Genomic DNA, 15,167 nt, shown 5'->3' on the forward strand with positions numbered 1-15,167 from the left:
CCATGGATCTTGGGCTGAAGGACCGTGTCTACATCGTCACCGGGGCGACCCGCGGACTGGGCAACGCCGTCGCGCGGGAACTCGTCGCCGAGGGCGCGAAGGTGGTCATCACGGGCCGTGAGGAGAAGAGCGTGGGCGCGGCGGCGGCCGCGCTCGGGCCGAACGCCGTGGGGGTGGCCGCCGACAACGCCGACCCGGAGGTCGCGGCTCGGCTCATCACCGCCGCCCGCGAGGCGTTCGGGGGCTTCGACGGCATCCTGGTGAGCGTGGGCGGGCCCGCGCCGGGGTTCGTCGCCGACAACACGGACGAGCAGTGGGCCACCGCGTTCGAGTCGGTCTTCCTGGGCGCCGTGCGACTGGCTCGCGCCTCGGCGGCGGAGCTGGGTGAGGGCGGCGTCATCGGGTTCGTGCTCTCCGCGTCCGTGCACGAGCCGATTCCCGGGCTGACCATCTCCAACGGGTTGCGGCCCGGACTCGCCGGGTTCGCCAAGTCGCTCGCCGACGAGTTGGGGCCTCGGGGGATTCGGGTGGTGGGGTTGCTGCCGGCTCGCATCGACACGGATCGCGTGCGCGAGCTGGACGCCATGTCCGCCGACCCGGAGGCGACCCGGGCCGAGCATGAGGCGCGGATTCCGTTGCGGAGGTACGGGAAGCCGGAGGAGTTCGGGCGTACGGCGGCGTTTTTGTTGTCTCCGGCCGCGTCCTATTTGACGGGGGTCATGTTGCCTGTGGATGGAGGGACGAGGCACGGCTTCTGAACGGTCGTATGTCGGCTGCGGGTTGTGGGGGTTGCTCGCGCAGTTCCCCGCGCCCCTGACTTGGCCGCCATCGCCGGAAGACTCAAGTCACCCTCTCCGCACGATGCTTGACCCCCGTCAGGCGTACGTCCGCCGGCAACGTCGCCAAACCCGCCGAATCCCTCGCGTGGGCCAAAGCCTCTGTCGTGAGGTTGGTCAGGGCCTCGCTCGGCGGCACATGGGGGCGGAGCTGGAGGCGGATTCGGGCCCTGGGGGTGCTGCGTTGGCCGGTGAGGTGGGCCTGGGCTCGTTGGATGCCGTCCGGCTGGCTCGCCTCCGTCGTCAGGACGTTCTCCAGAGCCCGGCCCCGTAGCAGCGCGCCCTCGCCGTCGCCGGTGTCCACCAGGACCTCGGTCAGGCGGTGGCGGCGCAGTACCGCTGTCAGCCACCACAGGGCCAGCAGGAGCAGGACGGCCAGTACGGCGATGACGGTGGGCCACCACCAGTCGTCGTCCCGCCAGCGGGTGCGGTCGGCGTCGCTGAGCAGGACGTCCTTGTCGCCGTCGTACGGCCACCAGGACGGGGTGTTCACACCCAGCCCTGGGATCAGCACGGCGGCGCCGATCAGCAGCAGGGCCAGGCCCACTGTCCCGAGGAGCAGCCTGTTGACGATCCTCAGCATCGCCGCTCACCCCTTCCTTCCTGGGCGGCGTACATGGACCGACAGGGCCGGTGGCCGGGAGAGGCCGAGGCCCCGGATGCCGTCGGCGAGGGTGGCGTCCAGGTCGGCCCGTACCTCGTCGAGTTCGCGGAAGTGGGACACCGCGCGGACATCGACCTTGGAGCGGCCGACGCGGACCCGTACGGACTGGACGCCCGAGACCTCCATCGCCCGGTCGCGCAGGAAGAACGCGGCGGCCACCCGGTGCAGTCCGGCCCGCACGTCGGGGTGGACGCGGCGCATCGGCAGCACCTCGCGCAGCCCGGGGGTCACGGCGAGCACGAGCAGCCAGAGGCCGAGGGCGGCGGCGACACCCGCGCCGACCAGTACCCAGATGTCGTCCAGGGGGCGTTCGGCGAGTTCCTGGGCCAGCGAGCGGCGCCACGCCATGCCGGGCCGGTCGGCGCGGACGGCGACCACGTCGTACAGGAAGAGGGCCGCGCCCACGAGCAGCAGCAGCGCGAGGATGCCGGCGGGGACGCGGCGCGTGGACCAGAAGCGTTTCTCCCTGCCGTTCTCGCCGTCGAGGACGGGGGGCAGCGGGTCGTAGTCGGCGGCGGAGGCCGACTGGTCCGGTGGGGCCGGTGGGCTCGGGTCGTTCGCCCGGTCCGTCGTGGCGGTCGCCGTCGGGTCGGTCTTCTCCAGGACGGGCAGCCGCTGCGTGGTGCCCGGGCCGGTCCCGTCGGCCGTGTCGTGTGTCGTGCCTTCGGAGCGCTGGGGTTCGCTCATCGCGTCCTCCCCTGTGCCGCGTCGTGTGCGTGCGCCAGGTGCAGCCGTTCCACCTGTACGGCCACCTCTGATACGCGCATTCCCGCCAACGTGCCTACCCGCTCCCTGACATGACGACGCACCGCAGCGCATTGGCCACCGATGTCGGAGGGGTAAGGGAGTTCGAGGCCGACACGGACGCGCGCGGTCTCGTGCAGGACCACGACCGTGGCGAACGGGGGCGCGGAGTCGGGAGGTCGCGCTTGGAGTGCCTCGCGCGCCGCCTGTGCGGCGATCTTCGCGACCACGCGATCGGCGATGCGGACGGCTCCGCGTTCACCGGGCGGAACAGGTCCGCGTGCTCGCCCCGCCCTCGCCTCCCCGAGCCGGCGGCTGTCGGTACCGCCGTCGTCTACGCCGCCGGGGCGGTCGCGGCTGTCGGGGTGGTCGGGGCTGTCGCGGCGGTCGGGGCTGTCGCTGTCCGTGCCGTCGGCACGGTCGCCGTCCGTGCGGTTCATCGGCGGCGGTCGTCACGTGGGCGGAAGAAGTCGCCCAGGTCCAGATCCCCCTCCAGGAACCGGCCGACGACGAAGCCGACGGCACCCAGCGCCGCCACCAGCAGAAAGGCCCCGAATCCGCCGAAGTACCCGGCGAAGCCCAGCGCCATTCCGGCGATCATGCCGACCACGGCCAAGCTCATGCTGTGCTCCTATGCAGGCTCAAGGCGTCCAAGACCCAAGGCTTTTGTCGTGCTTCCCGTCCGGACTCACTGCAGCCGGGTCTCCGACTCCTCCTCTTCCTCCGGCAGCTTCACATCGCTGACCGCGATGTTGACCTCGACGACCTCCAGGCCCGTCATCCGCTCGACGGCCGCGATCACGTTCTCCCGTACGGCTCGGGCGACATCCGAGATGGACACCCCGTAGTCGACGACGATCTCCAGGTCCAGCGCGGTCTGCACCTCGCCGACCTCGGCCTTCACCCCTCGGGTCACGGCCTTCGAACCGCCGGGCACCCGGTCGCGTACGACGCCGAAGGTGCGGGACAGTCCGCTGCCCATGGTGTGCACACCGACCACGTCCCGCGCGGCGAGCCCGGCGATCTTCTCCACGACCCCGTCGGCGATGGTCGTACGCCCCCGGGTGGCCGGATCTCCGCCGCCTCTCCGGGTGGTCTTACGGGTGCCCTGCGCCGGTTCCTTGGCCTTCTCTGTCTCGGGGTTCCCCGTCCGGTCCCGCTCCGTCATGTCAGTCATGCCGTACGTCCCTTCCGGTCGTCCTCCTTTACCCACAGTAGGCGGGGTTGCCGCGCCGCGCGCCGGGGATGCGGCAGGCTGGAGGAATGACGGCGGACGCGTGGACCACGGCGGTACGGCGGCAGCTCGGCCTCGGCCGGGTGCTCCCCCTGGGCGGCGCGCGGGACGGCGCGTGGATCACGGAGGCGGCGGCCGTGGCGGTGTTGCGGCGCGCGGCCGTCGACGTACGCGGGGCGCGTCTGAAGGCCGTCCGTATCGCCCTGGCGGACCCTGACCCGGACCCCTACCGCGACCCGGATTCGGATTCGGATTCGGATTCGGGCCACGCCGGCGCCGCCCCCGCTCCCTCCGTCCCGGCTCCGCCGGGCGCCCTCCCGCCGGGCGCCCTCCGCGTCACGGCCGACTTCCTCGCCTCGGCCGACGCGGACGCCGCGCCCTTCCCGGTGACGGCGGCCAGGCTCCGCGCAGCCCTAGCCATCGCCGCCACGCAACGGCTGGGGCTGAAGGTGACGGAGGTGGACCTACGGGTGACGGGTCTGCTGGAGGACGGGGAGGAGGCCGAGGAGCCCTCGCCGCTCACCAGGCCGCCGGCGGAAGGCGATGAGGGAGGCCGGGAGGGGGGCCGTGGCCATGAAGAGGAGTGTGCGGAAGGCGAGGACCGCTCCCCCGGCCGGTCGGCCGGGCTGCTCGGGAGTTCTGGGTCCCCGGACCTGCCGGACCCTTCGAGTGCCGACGAGGTGTCCCGCGTGACCGCCGCGGCCCTGTCGGTCCCGGGGGTGACCCGTCTGACCGGCGCACCGGGCGGCCTCGACCGAGCCGTCCACGTCGAGACGGGCCCGGCCCTGCCGCACCGTCACATCCGCGTCGAGCTGGCCGTCACGGAACAGTCGCCCGCCCTGGACGTGGCACGCGCGGTGCGCAGGATGGTGAGCCAGTCGCTGCCGGACCATCCGACGGTGGCGGTACTCGTGACCCATGTGGACACGGCACCCCGCTGAGCACCCCTGATCACCTCCGGCCCCCTGACCACCGCCGGTCTCCTCTGCGGCCCAGCCACTCCTGACGACCGTCGGCAGTCGTGCCGCGGAGCGGCACAGATGGGTGCGGTTCCGGAAGTCGGGCGCCAGAATGACCGGCGCTCTGGTGCCCTGTCCCCGCTCCCCCCTACGCCCGCCGGTTCCCGTTACTCCGCGATGCCCGCCAGGTCCCGCAGGCGCCTGGCCTGGGCCGCCCGCTCCGCCGCTCTCTGGTCCTCGTACGTGCGGCCCTCGACGCCACGCAACAGCGCCTTCGTCTCGATCACCGCATCGCGTGGCGCGGCCACCAGCGCGGCGGCGAGATCCTGTGCCGCCTCGTCGAGTTGGCCGACCGGCACGGCGAGGTTGGCGAGGCCGATGCGTTCGGCCTCGGCGGCCTGGACGAAGCGGCCGCTGAGGCAGATCTCCAGTGCGCGGCCGTATCCGACCAGGCCGACCAGCGGATGCGTCCCCGTGAGGTCGGGGACGAGTCCGAGGCTGGTTTCGAGCATGGCGAACTGCACGTCGTCGGCGACGACGCGCATGTCACAGGCGAGGGCGAGCTGGAACCCCGCGCCGACGGCGTGTCCCTGCACGGCGGCCACGGAGACGATGTCACTGCGCCGCCACCAGGTGAACGCCTCCTGGTACTCGGCGATGGTCGCGTCGAGCTCGGCGTCGTCACGGCGCGCGAGGTCGATGAACGACGGCTCCCCCTCGATGCCTTCGGGCGTGAACATCTGCCGGTCGAGCCCGGCGGAGAACGACTTGCCCTCGGCTCGCAGCACGACCACGCGGACGGTACCCGGCAACGACCGCCCGGCCTCGGTGAGCGCCCGCCACAGAGCGGGGCTCTGCGCGTTGCGCTTGGCCGGGTTGGTCAGCGTCACCGTGGCGATCGCGTCGTCAACGGTGAGCCGTACACCATCCTGGTCGAGCAGCGGTTCGAGCGAAGCCATGGGGCGCCTCCGATGGGTGCGGTCAGCAGAGCAAAGCTAAGTGACTGCACAGTAACCACCCGGTCGGTTTGGGGACACCCCAGCCCCTCAAGGGATGGACATGCAAGACATGACATGCCCTCAAGGCGCTGTGGGGCCGACTGACCGGGTGGCCACCATCGAAGCCGATGGGCCGCCCGGTGTCAGGAAGCGGCCTTCTTGCCCCGCGTCGCTCCGCCACGCCCTCGAAGCGTGACGCCCGACTCGCTGAGCATCCGGTGTACGAAGCCATACGAGCGGCCGGTTTCCTCGGCCAGCGCCCGAATGCTCGCACCGGAGTCGTACTTCTTCTTCAGGTCTGCCGCGAGCTTGTCGCGCGCGGCGCCGGTAACCCGGCTGCCCTTCTTCAGAGTCTCGGCCACCCGGTCCTCCTCATGGGAAGTGCGCTCTGGTCTCCTCATGATCACCCCTCCGGGGCGGGTTGGCCACCCATTCGGCAAGGTCCGTGAGACAAGGTTTTGACGACAGGTGCCCGTCCCCACGACTGGAATCTGTGATTCCGCCAGCGGTCGTCCGTACGGCCGAACGGGTTGCTCCAAGAAGTGGCAGGTCAGAGAGGCAGGACGGCCGAGCCCTCCGCGAGGAAGGACCCGGCCGGGAAATCCGTGTAGGACACACCTCGGTACGAGGAGATCTCACACAGATGATGGATCACCGATAGGCCGAATGATCCATAGGCAGTTGATCAAGCGAGTGCCACGAGGTCCGCGTAGTCCGCGCCCCACAGGTCCTCGACGCCGTCCGGGAGCAGGATGATCCGCTCGGGCTGGAGCGCCTCGACGGCGCCCTCGTCGTGGGTGACGAGGACGACGGCGCCCTTGTAGGTGCGCAGGGCGCCGAGGATCTCCTCGCGGCTGGCGGGGTCGAGGTTGTTGGTCGGCTCGTCGAGGAGCAGGACGTTCGCCGAGGAGACGACCAGGGTGGCGAGGGCGAGGCGGGTCTTCTCGCCGCCGGAGAGGACCCCGGCGGGCTTGTCGACGTCGTCGCCGGAGAACAGGAACGAGCCGAGCACCTTGCGGACCTCGACGAGGTCCATGTCGGGGGCGGCGGAGCGCATGTTCTCCAGGACCGTGCGGTCCGGGTCGAGGGTCTCGTGCTCCTGGGCGTAGTAGCCGAGCTTGAGGCCGTGGCCCTCGACGACCTGGCCGGTGTCGGGCTTCTCCACACCACCGAGGAGGCGGAGCAGGGTGGTCTTGCCGGCGCCGTTCAGGCCGAGGATGACGACCCTCGACCCCTTGTCGATGGCCAGGTCGACATCGGTGAAGATCTCCAGCGAGCCGTACGACTTCGACAGGCCCTCGGCGGTCAGCGGGGTCCTGCCGCAGGGCGCGGGCTCGGGGAAGCGCAGCTTGGCGACCTTGTCGGAGACACGGACCGCCTCCAGGCCGGAGAGCAGCTTGTCGGCGCGGCGGGCCATGTTCTGCGCGGCGACCGTCTTGGTGGCCTTGGCGCGCATCTTGTCGGCCTGCGAGTGCAGGGCGGCGGCCTTCTTCTCGGCGTTGGCGCGCTCGCGCTTGCGGCGCTTCTCGTCGGCCTCGCGCTGCTGCTGGTAGAGCTTCCAGCCCATGTTGTAGACATCGATCTGGGCGCGGTTGGCGTCCAGGTAGAACACCTTGTTGACGACCGTCTCGACCAGGTCGACGTCGTGGGAGATCACGATGAAGCCGCCGCGATAGGTCTTGAGGTAGTCGCGCAGCCAGACGATCGAGTCGGCGTCGAGGTGGTTCGTGGGCTCGTCGAGGAGCAGGGTGTCCGCGTCGGAGAACAGGATGCGGGCCAGCTCGATTCGGCGGCGCTGACCGCCGGAGAGGGTGTGCAGCGGCTGGCCGAGCACCCGGTCGGGCAGGTTGAGGGCGGCGGCGATGGTGGCGGCCTCGGCCTCGGCGGCGTAACCGCCCTTGGTGAGGAACTCCGTCTCCTGCCGCTCGTACTGCTTCAGCGCCTTCTCGCGGGTGGCGCCCTTGCCGTTGGCGATGCGCTGTTCGTTGTCGCGCATCTTGCGGATCAGTACGTCGAGGCCGCGCGCGGAGAGGACGCGGTCGCGGGCGAGGATGTCGAGGTCGCCGGTGCGGGGGTCCTGCGGGAGGTAGCCGACCTCGCCGGAACGGGTGACCTGTCCGCCGGCGGGGATGCCCTCGCCGGCCAGGACCTTGGTGAGGGTGGTCTTGCCGGCGCCGTTGCGGCCGACCAGGCCGATGCGGTCGCCCTTGGCGACACGGAAGGTGGCGGACTCGATGAGGACGCGGGCACCGGCACGCAGCTCGATACCGGAGGCGGAGATCACGGACAGACTCCAGGGCGGATAAGGGGTGGCAGGTGGGCGACTGAGGGCGTTCCCGCCGTCTAATGCGCGAGGAGAATGGCCATGGGCCGATTCTAACGGGGGGCGGCAAGCGGTTTTCCGCCCTCACCCCAAGGGATCACGTGGCCTCGGTCACCGGAAGGCCAGGCTCCGGTCCCCTGACGCGTTCGGCCGTCCGTTTGCCGCCCACCCGTCGCTCCGCTCGGCCGTCCGGCCGTCCGCCCGCTCGGCCGTCCGCCCGCTCGGCCGTCCGCCCGCTCGGCGGGGCGTTGTCAGTGGTGGGTGCAAAACTGTTCAGGAGGTCGCAACAGGCCGTAAGAGGTCATATTTCCGGGCGGCGGAGAGGTCGTGATCGGCATGGCAGGCAAGGGTGGCGGGCGTCCGAGCATCTATCCGACGGTGCTCTACAACGACGCCAAGGCGGCCATCAAGCAGCTCACGCAGGCGCTGGGCTTCACCGAACTCGCGGTGTACGAGAGCGAGGACGGCGTCGTGCAGCACGCGGAGCTGGCGCAGGGCAACGGCGCGGTGATGGTCGGCTCCAAGGGCAGCGGCAGCGTCTTCGACGGCGCGATGAAGGGCGCGGGCACCACCGGGGTGTATGTGGTGGTGGACGACGTGGACGCCCACCACCGCCGGGCCGTCGAGCACGGTGTGGACATCCTGATGCCCCCGACGGACCAGGAGTACGGCGCGCGGGACTACATGGCCCGTGACGCCGAGGGCAATGTGTGGAGCTTTGGCACGTACGCCCCCGCGATAGGCGGCTGACGCCCCGGGGCGCCGGACTCGCCGGGTCCTTGGAGCCCCCGGGTTCTCGGTCAGCTGCCCCCGGTGTGGACCTGGAAGGCGGCGCGGCGCACGGCCTTGGCGAGCGCCGGGTCGGGGTGGGCGGCGGCGAGGGCGACCAGGACCTGGACGGTCCGGGGGTGCCCGACCGCGCGGACCTCGTCGAGCAGCGCGGGCACGGTGGGCTGTACGGCGGACTCCAGATGCCGTACGAGCAGCGGGGCCTCGCCGTGGTCGGCGACCGCGGCGGCGGTGTCCACCCAGAGCCAGGTGGACTCCTCGCGGGTGAGCACCTCGTGGGCGTCCTCGGGGTCGGCGCCGTCGTGCTCGGCGAGCCAGAGCAGGGCGTAGGGGCGCAGCGGCATCTCGTCGACGACGGTGCGTACGTCCGGCTCGGCGGGGGCGCCGACGACGCGGAGCGCCTCGAAGGCGAGGCCGCGGATGAGGGCGTCGTCGCCGCGTGCGGTGTCGATGAGTTCGGTGACGGCGGCGCCGACGGGGCGGGCGGCGAGCCAGGCGCGGTATTCGGCGCGGGCCGCGGCGGGGCGGAGCTGGGCGCAGCCGCGGAGCATGTCCTCGGCGGGGGCCTCGATGTTCCCGGCGGGGCTCTGCGCGGCGACGCAGATCTGCTCCAGCTTCACCCACACCGCCCAGCTGCCGAGCGGGGTGAGTGTGGCCTGCGCGTCACCGTAGGTGAGGGCGCCGATGGAGGCGAGGGCGCGCAGGGACCATTCGAGGAGAGGGGCGCAGGGGGCGAGCGGGGTGTCCTGGGGGCCGGGGTCCTCGGTCGGTTCGGGATCAGGAGGTACGGCGCGAAGCGCCTCGTCATAAGGGTGGTGGTGGGCGACGGGTGGGACGTAGGGGATCTCGCAGCGTTCGGTGCGCAGTTCGACGACGCGCTGTTCGAGGAGGTCGAGGAGTTGCTCCACGGGGACGGGGCCGGCGGAGAGTTGGAGGAAGGAGAGCACCTGCGGCATGGCCGAGACGACCTCGGCGACGGCGGCGGGGTCGTGCTCGGTGGGTTCGGGGTGCGCGAGGGACCAGGCGTCGAACAGCGCGACCCAGCCGCGCAGTACGGCGCTGTCGTCGCGGTGCCAGGCGCGCAGGCGCCAGCCGGGGCGCGCGGTGTCGCCGTGCACCTCGACGAGACCGGCCAGACGTGCCGTGTCCCAGTCGTGGCGTACCTGATCCGGGGTCAGCCCCAGGTCGGCGGCGGCCCGCCGCGCGGTCGCGTCGGAGAGGGTGCCCGTGCCGTCGGAGCCGGCTCCCTCGCGTCCGGGGCGCAGGGCGGCGTCGGCCCAGCGGGCGACGTGGGCCGCGTCCGCGAGGACGGTGCGGGCCATACAGGCGAGTTCCGCGGGCGGAGGGGTGCCCTCCGGCGGGCGGGGGGCCGGTCGGCGGCGCTGGGTCACTGCTGCTCGGGGAGCGGCGGCCAGGGTTCGCGGGCTGACGAGTCGGAGCCTGGAGTCGCGCGGGTTACGGGACGTCACGGGGGCAGTCTTCCGGTTGACGGTCCGAAAACCCAAACGGAATGTCACAGCGGGCGACATGGGTGGCCAAGGGACGGGTCCCACAAGCCCCTGAGACTGGTACGGAGCACCACCTTCGGCACTAAACGGAATGTGCCGCGCCGGTCCGGGGGGGGAAGGGTGGCCGGGGCTGCCGTGAAGAGGGACGCGGCGGGCGGTGGCGCGAGCCGCCGGCTACATCAGCGGGGTCAGGAAGCGGCGGAGGGTCTCTTCGTAGGTGGCGGGGTCGGCGTTCCACATGGCGGCGTGGGGGGCCTGGCGGACGGTGTGGAGGGTGACGCGGTCGGGGTGGTGGGCGGCGAGGTGGCGGGAGGCGGTCCAGGGGGCGACGGTGTCGTCGGGGCCGTGGAAGATGAGGACCGGGGCCCTGAGCCGGGGCGGGACGGTGACGGCCGTGGAGCGGTCGCCGCGCAGTCCCGTACGGCCCTGGGCGGCGCGGACCGCGAGGGGCAGCAGGGCGCCCGGGGTGCGGCGGGCGGCGGCGAGGGCGCGCAGGGTGGCGGTCCAGTCGAGGACGGGCGAGTCCAGGACGAGTCCGGCGACGCGGTCGCGCAGAGGGGAGAGCGTGGCAGCGCGCAGGGCCATGGTGGCGCCGGTGGACCAGCCGTGCAGGACGACCCTGCCCGCGCCGTGGCGTACGGCGTGGCGGATGGCCGCGTCCACGTCGCGCCACTCGGTCTCGCCGAGGTGGTTCAGGCCGTCCGGGGAGCGGGGGGCGCCGGGGTCGCCCCGGTAGGCGAGGTCGAGCACCGGGAAGCGGTGGCGGTGCAGGAACTCCATGACGTTCATGGGGTGTTCGCGGGTGGCGCCGAGGCCGTGCACGGTGATCACCCAGGTGTCGCGGGGCGCGGGGACGAACCAGGCGGGGAGGCTGCCGAGTTCGCCGGGGATGCCGATGTCGGTGTGGTCGAGGCCGAGGGCGGTGCGGGGGTCGCCGGTGTGGGTGTTGGGGGTGAGCCAGACCTTGTCGCCGGGCTCCAGGGTGCCGTGGGTGACGCGTTCCAGGCGGCGTACGACGGTGTCGGGGGCCTGGGAGGCGCCGTTGAGGACGTTGCCGACGACGGCGTGGGCGGATGCGCCGGTGAGGCCGTAGACGCCGGGGCGCTGGGAGGCGAAGGCGCGGGTCAGGGCGACGCGTCCGGCGGCCGTGGAGTGCACGGTGAGCCGGGGTTCGGTGGGCAGCGGGCGGCCCGGGGGCGCCTTCAGCGCGGCGTCGCTGGCCAGGCGGCCCACCGCGACGCTCACCGCGCCGGCCGCGACCGCGACACCGACGCCGACCACTGCTGCTCCGACTCCACGCACCCACCCAGTCTCCCGGCCCACCCCACGTCCAGCCAGTGGGCCGGAGCCGGGGGGTGACCGGGGCACGGGTGACCGGGGCGGGATGATCCCGTGCCGCCGGGCGCCCGCCGGGGATGACCGGCGGGCGCCGCACGGATCGACCGGCACGACCGCGGCGACGGGACTGCGGGTGATCCGGGCACCACCGGCCAGGACCGACCCACCGGTGATGTGGGGCTGTGGGGCCGGGCTTGCCCAACGGCCTCTACTTCGGCTGGCCGTAGCCCTTGAGGTGTGCTCCCACCTCTGTCAGCTGTTCCGGGGTAAGCAGGGTCGGGGAGTGGCCCGGGAGCGATGACGCGGTGAGCCAGACCTGGCACATCCATTCCAGCTGGGCCGTGCGGTCGAAGGCTTCGGAGAGGGTGTTTCCGTATGTGATCGTGCCGTGGTTCTGCAGGAGGCATGCTGTGCGGTCCGTCAGGGCGCGGAGCATGTTCTCGGCCAACTCTTGGGTGCCGTAGGTCGCGTAGGCGGCGACTCGGACGGGGCCGCCCATGGCCGCGGCCATGTAGTGGATCAGCGGCAGCTCCCGTACGAGCGTGGAGACGGCGGTCGCGTGGACGGCGTGGGTGTGGACGACGGCGCCGGCGCCGGTCCGGTCGTAGATCGCGAGGTGCATGGGGAGTTCGCTCGTCGGGCGGAGCGTGCCGAGGACCTGGTGGCCGGCGAGGTCGACGCCCGTGACGTCGTCGGGGGTGAGGCGGTCGTACGGAATTCCCGTCGGTGTGACCAGGACGGTGTCCCCGACGCGTACCGAGACGTTGCCGGAGGTTCCGACGACCAGTCCGTCGGTCACCGTCCGGCGGGCCGTCGCGACGAGTTCGTCCCATGCCCGGGCGATGTCGTCCGGTGTCTCCCGCTCCCGGGTCTCCCGCGCGTCCTGTGATCGCCCGCTCTCGCCCCGCCGGCCCCGGGCGTTCCACCGCTGCTCAACCATGCGGTGATCCTGCCAGGCGGGCCGTGGGGGCGGGGTGGGGGCGGCCGCACTGTAGGGCGGAATTCGCGGCTCCGAAAGGGTTCATATGCCTACAGATCGCCCTTGACGGTGATTGGCCGGTGATTGATCGGCATGCGGTGATCTTCCAGTAGCCTCCGGATGTTTCGCAGCACACGTCGCCATTCCGGGGGGAAACATGGCCTGTGACCACAAACCGTCCCGTCGCCACCACCGCATGGTCGCGGTCTCGGTGGCCGCACTGACCCTGGGGGGAACCGCGCTCGTGGAGATCCCCGTCTCGGCCGCGTCCCGGCCCAAGGGGCACGACGTCTCCTCGCACCAGAAGAGCGTCAACTGGACCGGCGCCAAGAAGAAGGGCGCCAGGTTCGTCTACGTCAAGGCGACCGAGTCCACCACCTACCGCAACCCCTATTTCGGCCAGCAGTACGACGGCTCGCGTGACGCGGGTCTGGTCCGGGGCGCCTACCACTTCGCGCTGCCGAACAAGTCCTCCGGCAGGGCCCAGGCCGCGTACTTCGTGCGCAACGGCGGGGGCTGGCGGTCGGACGGCTGGACGCTGCCGCCGGCGCTCGACATCGAGTACAACCCGTACGACAAGAAGAAGAAGTGCTACGGGCTCAGCAACAGCAGGATGGTCGGCTGGATCAGGTCCTTCAGCGACGAGGTCAAGCGCCTCACCGGCCGCCGCCCGGTGATCTACACGACCACCCACTGGTGGAAGACGTGCACCGGCAACAGCAAGGCGTTCGGCGGCAATCACGCACTGTGGCTGGCCCGGTACAACTCCGCAGGAGCGGGTGAGCTTCCGGCCGGATGGAAGTTCTGGACGATCTGGCAGTACGACAACGGCAGCGGCAGCCTGCCGGGGGATCAGAACCTCTTCAACGGGTCCACGTCCCGGCTGAAGGAGTTCGCCAGGGGCTGATTCGAACGCTCCGGGGCGCCGTTCCCCGGGCGCCGGCCCGCGCGTCGACGCAAGCGGAACGGCGACCCCGCCACCACTACACCCATATGCCCGCCTGCGTTCATCTTCCGTTCACCCAGGCTACTTACCGTCAACGCACCACTGACGTCCAAAAGAAGCCCGGGTAAATGGAAAACTTCTCGCTGATCCTCGCGATCGTGGTGATCACCGCGCTCGTGTTCGATTTTACGAACGGTTTCCACGACACCGCCAACGCGATGGCCACCACCATCTCGACCGGCGCGATGAAGCCCAAGGTCGCGGTGGCCATGTCCGCCGTGCTCAACCTTGTCGGCGCCTTCCTCTCCATCGAGGTCGCCAACACGATCTCGAAAGGGCTCGTCGACGAGTCCGGCATCCAACCCGAGGTGATATTCGCGGCGCTCGTCGGCGCCATCCTCTGGAACCTGCTGACCTGGCTCGTGGGACTCCCCTCCAGTTCGTCGCACGCCCTGATGGGCGGTCTGATCGGTGCCACGATCGCCTCGGCCGGCCTGGGCGCGGTGCACGGTGACGTGCTCGTCACCAAGGTGCTGATCCCGGCCGTCGCCGCCCCGCTGGTCGCCGGTGTCGCGGCGATGTTCGCCACCCGGCTGACGTACAGGCTGGGGCAGCACACCAGCGAGAAGGCGTCGGGCAAGGGCTACCGGGCCGGGCAGATCGCCTCCGCGGGCCTGGTCTCACTGGCCCACGGCACGAACGACGCCCAGAAGACGATGGGCATCATCACCCTCGCCCTGGTCGCCGGCGGCGCCCTCGCGCCCGACTCCGACCCGCCGGTGTGGGTCATCGTCTCCGCCGGAACGGCCATCGCGCTCGGCACCTATCTGGGCGGGTGGCGGATCATCCGCACGATGGGCAAGGGGCTGACCGATCTCCAGCCGCAGCAGGGCTTCGCCGCGCAGACCAGCGCCGCGACGGTGATCCTCGCCTCGTCCCACCTGGGCTTCTCGCTCTCCACCACGCACTCCGTCTCGGGTTCGGTGATGGGCGCCGGGCTCGGCCGCAAGGGCGGTGTGGTCCGCTGGTCCACCGCGACCCGGATGTTCGTCGCCTGGGGGCTGACCCTCCCGGCCGCCGCGCTCGTCGCCGCGCTCGCCGAGTGGGTGACGTCCTTCGGCACGGCGGGGACATCCCTCGTGGCGGTATTCCTGGTGGCGTCCAGCGCGGCGATCTGGGTGGTCTCGCGACGGGAGGTCGTGGATCACACGAACGTCAACGACAGCGACGCCGGGGAGTCCTCCGGCGCGGTGACGGTGACGCCCGCGACGGTGACGGCCGCGGACGCGACGGTGACGCCGTCGGCGACCGGTGGTCTCACCGCCGAGGAGCTGACCGCGACAATCTCCGCGACGACGGCTCCCGTGGGGACCCCCGCGAGCCCGTCGACACCCACGCCCGCCGCCTGACCCCCCACGCCTCCCGAGGAAGATTCACCATGCACATCGACTGGGCAGCCCTGGGCTCCGTCTTCGGAGTCAGCCTCGTGGTCACCGTGGCCCTCGTGGGCCTCTTCACGCTCGGGATCGTCGGGCTCTCCAAGCGGGAGGAGGCGTCAACGCGAGGCGACTCGGTGGCGCTTGCGACCGCGGGGGCGTACGTGTGCTTCGCGCTGTGCGCGACGGCGGTGGCGTACGGAATTTCTCTGATCATGGCCTGAGATCGGAAATCCCTCGGCTCACGGGCCGTCACACCGACAACTCCAGATTCAACCCCCGTAGGCGCTTTGTGACGCTTACGGGGGTTTTCTTCGCATTCGGAGCAGCACAACGACCCTGCCGGAAAGCCACATGTCATACTGACGACGGCTGGCCGCCCGTGCTCAACTGCCCTACTCTGGTTGGACAGT

Annotated in this window: 16 protein-coding genes and 1 pseudogene; 6 read left to right on the top strand and 11 right to left on the bottom strand. The window is 71.4% G+C overall.

Annotation, left to right across the window (positions count from 1 at the left end):
* The first annotated feature begins 2 nt into the window (after window positions 1–2).
* The gene (locus tag ACWD4G_RS28085) at window positions 3–758 is read left to right on the top strand and encodes an SDR family oxidoreductase (RefSeq protein WP_451298141.1); all 756 of its coding nucleotides are present in this window, start codon (window positions 3–5) and stop codon (window positions 756–758) included.
* Between the two features lie 82 nt (window positions 759–840).
* On the opposite strand, the gene amaP is transcribed toward ACWD4G_RS28085, so the two are convergent.
* From amaP to ACWD4G_RS28110, 5 genes and pseudogenes are all read right to left on the bottom strand, one after another.
* Window positions 841–1,419 (bottom strand): alkaline shock response membrane anchor protein AmaP, encoded by a 579-nt coding sequence (amaP, locus tag ACWD4G_RS28090; protein ID WP_451298143.1) that lies wholly within the window; start codon window positions 1,417–1,419, stop codon window positions 841–843.
* Window positions 1,420–1,425: 6 nt separating this feature from the next.
* A complete protein-coding gene (locus ACWD4G_RS28095) occupies window positions 1,426–2,187 on the bottom strand; it encodes a DUF6286 domain-containing protein (protein ID WP_451298145.1) in 762 nt (253 codons plus the stop codon).
* Window positions 2,184–2,549: pseudogene (locus tag ACWD4G_RS28100) on the bottom strand (hypothetical protein); the annotation flags it as partial. The gene ACWD4G_RS28095 and the pseudogene ACWD4G_RS28100, both read right to left, overlap by 4 nt.
* Window positions 2,550–2,680: 131 nt before the next feature.
* The gene (locus ACWD4G_RS28105; RefSeq protein ID WP_149824202.1) at window positions 2,681–2,866 is read right to left on the bottom strand and encodes a hypothetical protein; all 186 of its coding nucleotides are present in this window, start codon (window positions 2,864–2,866) and stop codon (window positions 2,681–2,683) included.
* Between the two features lie 66 nt (window positions 2,867–2,932).
* The gene (locus tag ACWD4G_RS28110) at window positions 2,933–3,421 is read right to left on the bottom strand and encodes an Asp23/Gls24 family envelope stress response protein (RefSeq protein WP_451298148.1); all 489 of its coding nucleotides are present in this window, start codon (window positions 3,419–3,421) and stop codon (window positions 2,933–2,935) included.
* A gap of 86 nt (window positions 3,422–3,507) precedes the next feature.
* Here ACWD4G_RS28110 and ACWD4G_RS28115 point away from each other — a divergent pair, with 86 nt between their 5' ends.
* Window positions 3,508–4,419: a nucleopolyhedrovirus P10 family protein gene (locus tag ACWD4G_RS28115; RefSeq protein WP_451298150.1), complete on the top strand. Its 912-nt coding sequence runs from the start codon at window positions 3,508–3,510 to the stop codon at window positions 4,417–4,419.
* Window positions 4,420–4,604: 185 nt separating this feature from the next.
* On the opposite strand, the gene ACWD4G_RS28120 is transcribed toward ACWD4G_RS28115, so the two are convergent.
* The 3 genes from ACWD4G_RS28120 to ACWD4G_RS28130 form a co-directional block, all read right to left on the bottom strand.
* A complete protein-coding gene (locus tag ACWD4G_RS28120; protein WP_451298152.1) occupies window positions 4,605–5,396 on the bottom strand; it encodes an enoyl-CoA hydratase/isomerase family protein in 792 nt (263 codons plus the stop codon).
* A gap of 182 nt (window positions 5,397–5,578) precedes the next feature.
* Window positions 5,579–5,797 (bottom strand): helix-turn-helix domain-containing protein, encoded by a 219-nt coding sequence (locus ACWD4G_RS28125; protein WP_046727957.1) that lies wholly within the window; start codon window positions 5,795–5,797, stop codon window positions 5,579–5,581.
* A 323-nt stretch (window positions 5,798–6,120) separates the two neighbouring features.
* The gene (locus tag ACWD4G_RS28130) at window positions 6,121–7,719 is read right to left on the bottom strand and encodes an ABC-F family ATP-binding cassette domain-containing protein (RefSeq protein ID WP_451298154.1); all 1,599 of its coding nucleotides are present in this window, start codon (window positions 7,717–7,719) and stop codon (window positions 6,121–6,123) included.
* Between the two features lie 366 nt (window positions 7,720–8,085).
* On the opposite strand from ACWD4G_RS28130, the gene ACWD4G_RS28135 reads away from it, so the two are divergent.
* Entirely contained in the window at window positions 8,086–8,508 is a 423-nt protein-coding gene (locus ACWD4G_RS28135) for a VOC family protein (protein WP_451298156.1), read from the top strand.
* A gap of 50 nt (window positions 8,509–8,558) precedes the next feature.
* On the opposite strand, the gene ACWD4G_RS28140 is transcribed toward ACWD4G_RS28135, so the two are convergent.
* From ACWD4G_RS28140 to ACWD4G_RS28150, 3 genes are all read right to left on the bottom strand, one after another.
* Window positions 8,559–10,016, bottom strand: coding sequence for a hypothetical protein (locus tag ACWD4G_RS28140; RefSeq protein ID WP_451298158.1), 1,458 nt, complete (start codon window positions 10,014–10,016; stop codon window positions 8,559–8,561).
* A gap of 213 nt (window positions 10,017–10,229) precedes the next feature.
* Window positions 10,230–11,357 carry an alpha/beta hydrolase family protein gene (locus ACWD4G_RS28145; protein WP_451298159.1) on the bottom strand — a complete coding sequence of 376 codons (1,128 nt, stop codon included), beginning with the start codon at window positions 11,355–11,357 and terminating at the stop codon, window positions 10,230–10,232.
* 244 nt (window positions 11,358–11,601) lie between these two features.
* Entirely contained in the window at window positions 11,602–12,333 is a 732-nt protein-coding gene (locus ACWD4G_RS28150) for a class II aldolase/adducin family protein (RefSeq protein WP_451298161.1), read from the bottom strand.
* Window positions 12,334–12,529: 196 nt separating this feature from the next.
* Between ACWD4G_RS28150 and ACWD4G_RS28155 the strand changes: the two genes are divergently transcribed.
* From ACWD4G_RS28155 to ACWD4G_RS28165, 3 genes are all read left to right on the top strand, one after another.
* Complete coding sequence (locus ACWD4G_RS28155; protein ID WP_451298163.1) at window positions 12,530–13,279, top strand: lysozyme; 750 nt, start codon at window positions 12,530–12,532, stop codon at window positions 13,277–13,279.
* A gap of 167 nt (window positions 13,280–13,446) precedes the next feature.
* On the top strand, window positions 13,447–14,727 hold the full coding sequence (locus tag ACWD4G_RS28160) for an inorganic phosphate transporter (RefSeq protein WP_451298165.1): 1,281 nt from the start codon (window positions 13,447–13,449) through the stop codon (window positions 14,725–14,727).
* A 29-nt stretch (window positions 14,728–14,756) separates the two neighbouring features.
* Window positions 14,757–14,978 carry a hypothetical protein gene (locus tag ACWD4G_RS28165; protein WP_451298167.1) on the top strand — a complete coding sequence of 74 codons (222 nt, stop codon included), beginning with the start codon at window positions 14,757–14,759 and terminating at the stop codon, window positions 14,976–14,978.
* Window positions 14,979–15,167 lie beyond the last annotated feature (189 nt).

Source organism: Streptomyces sp. NPDC002643, assembly GCF_053592555.1.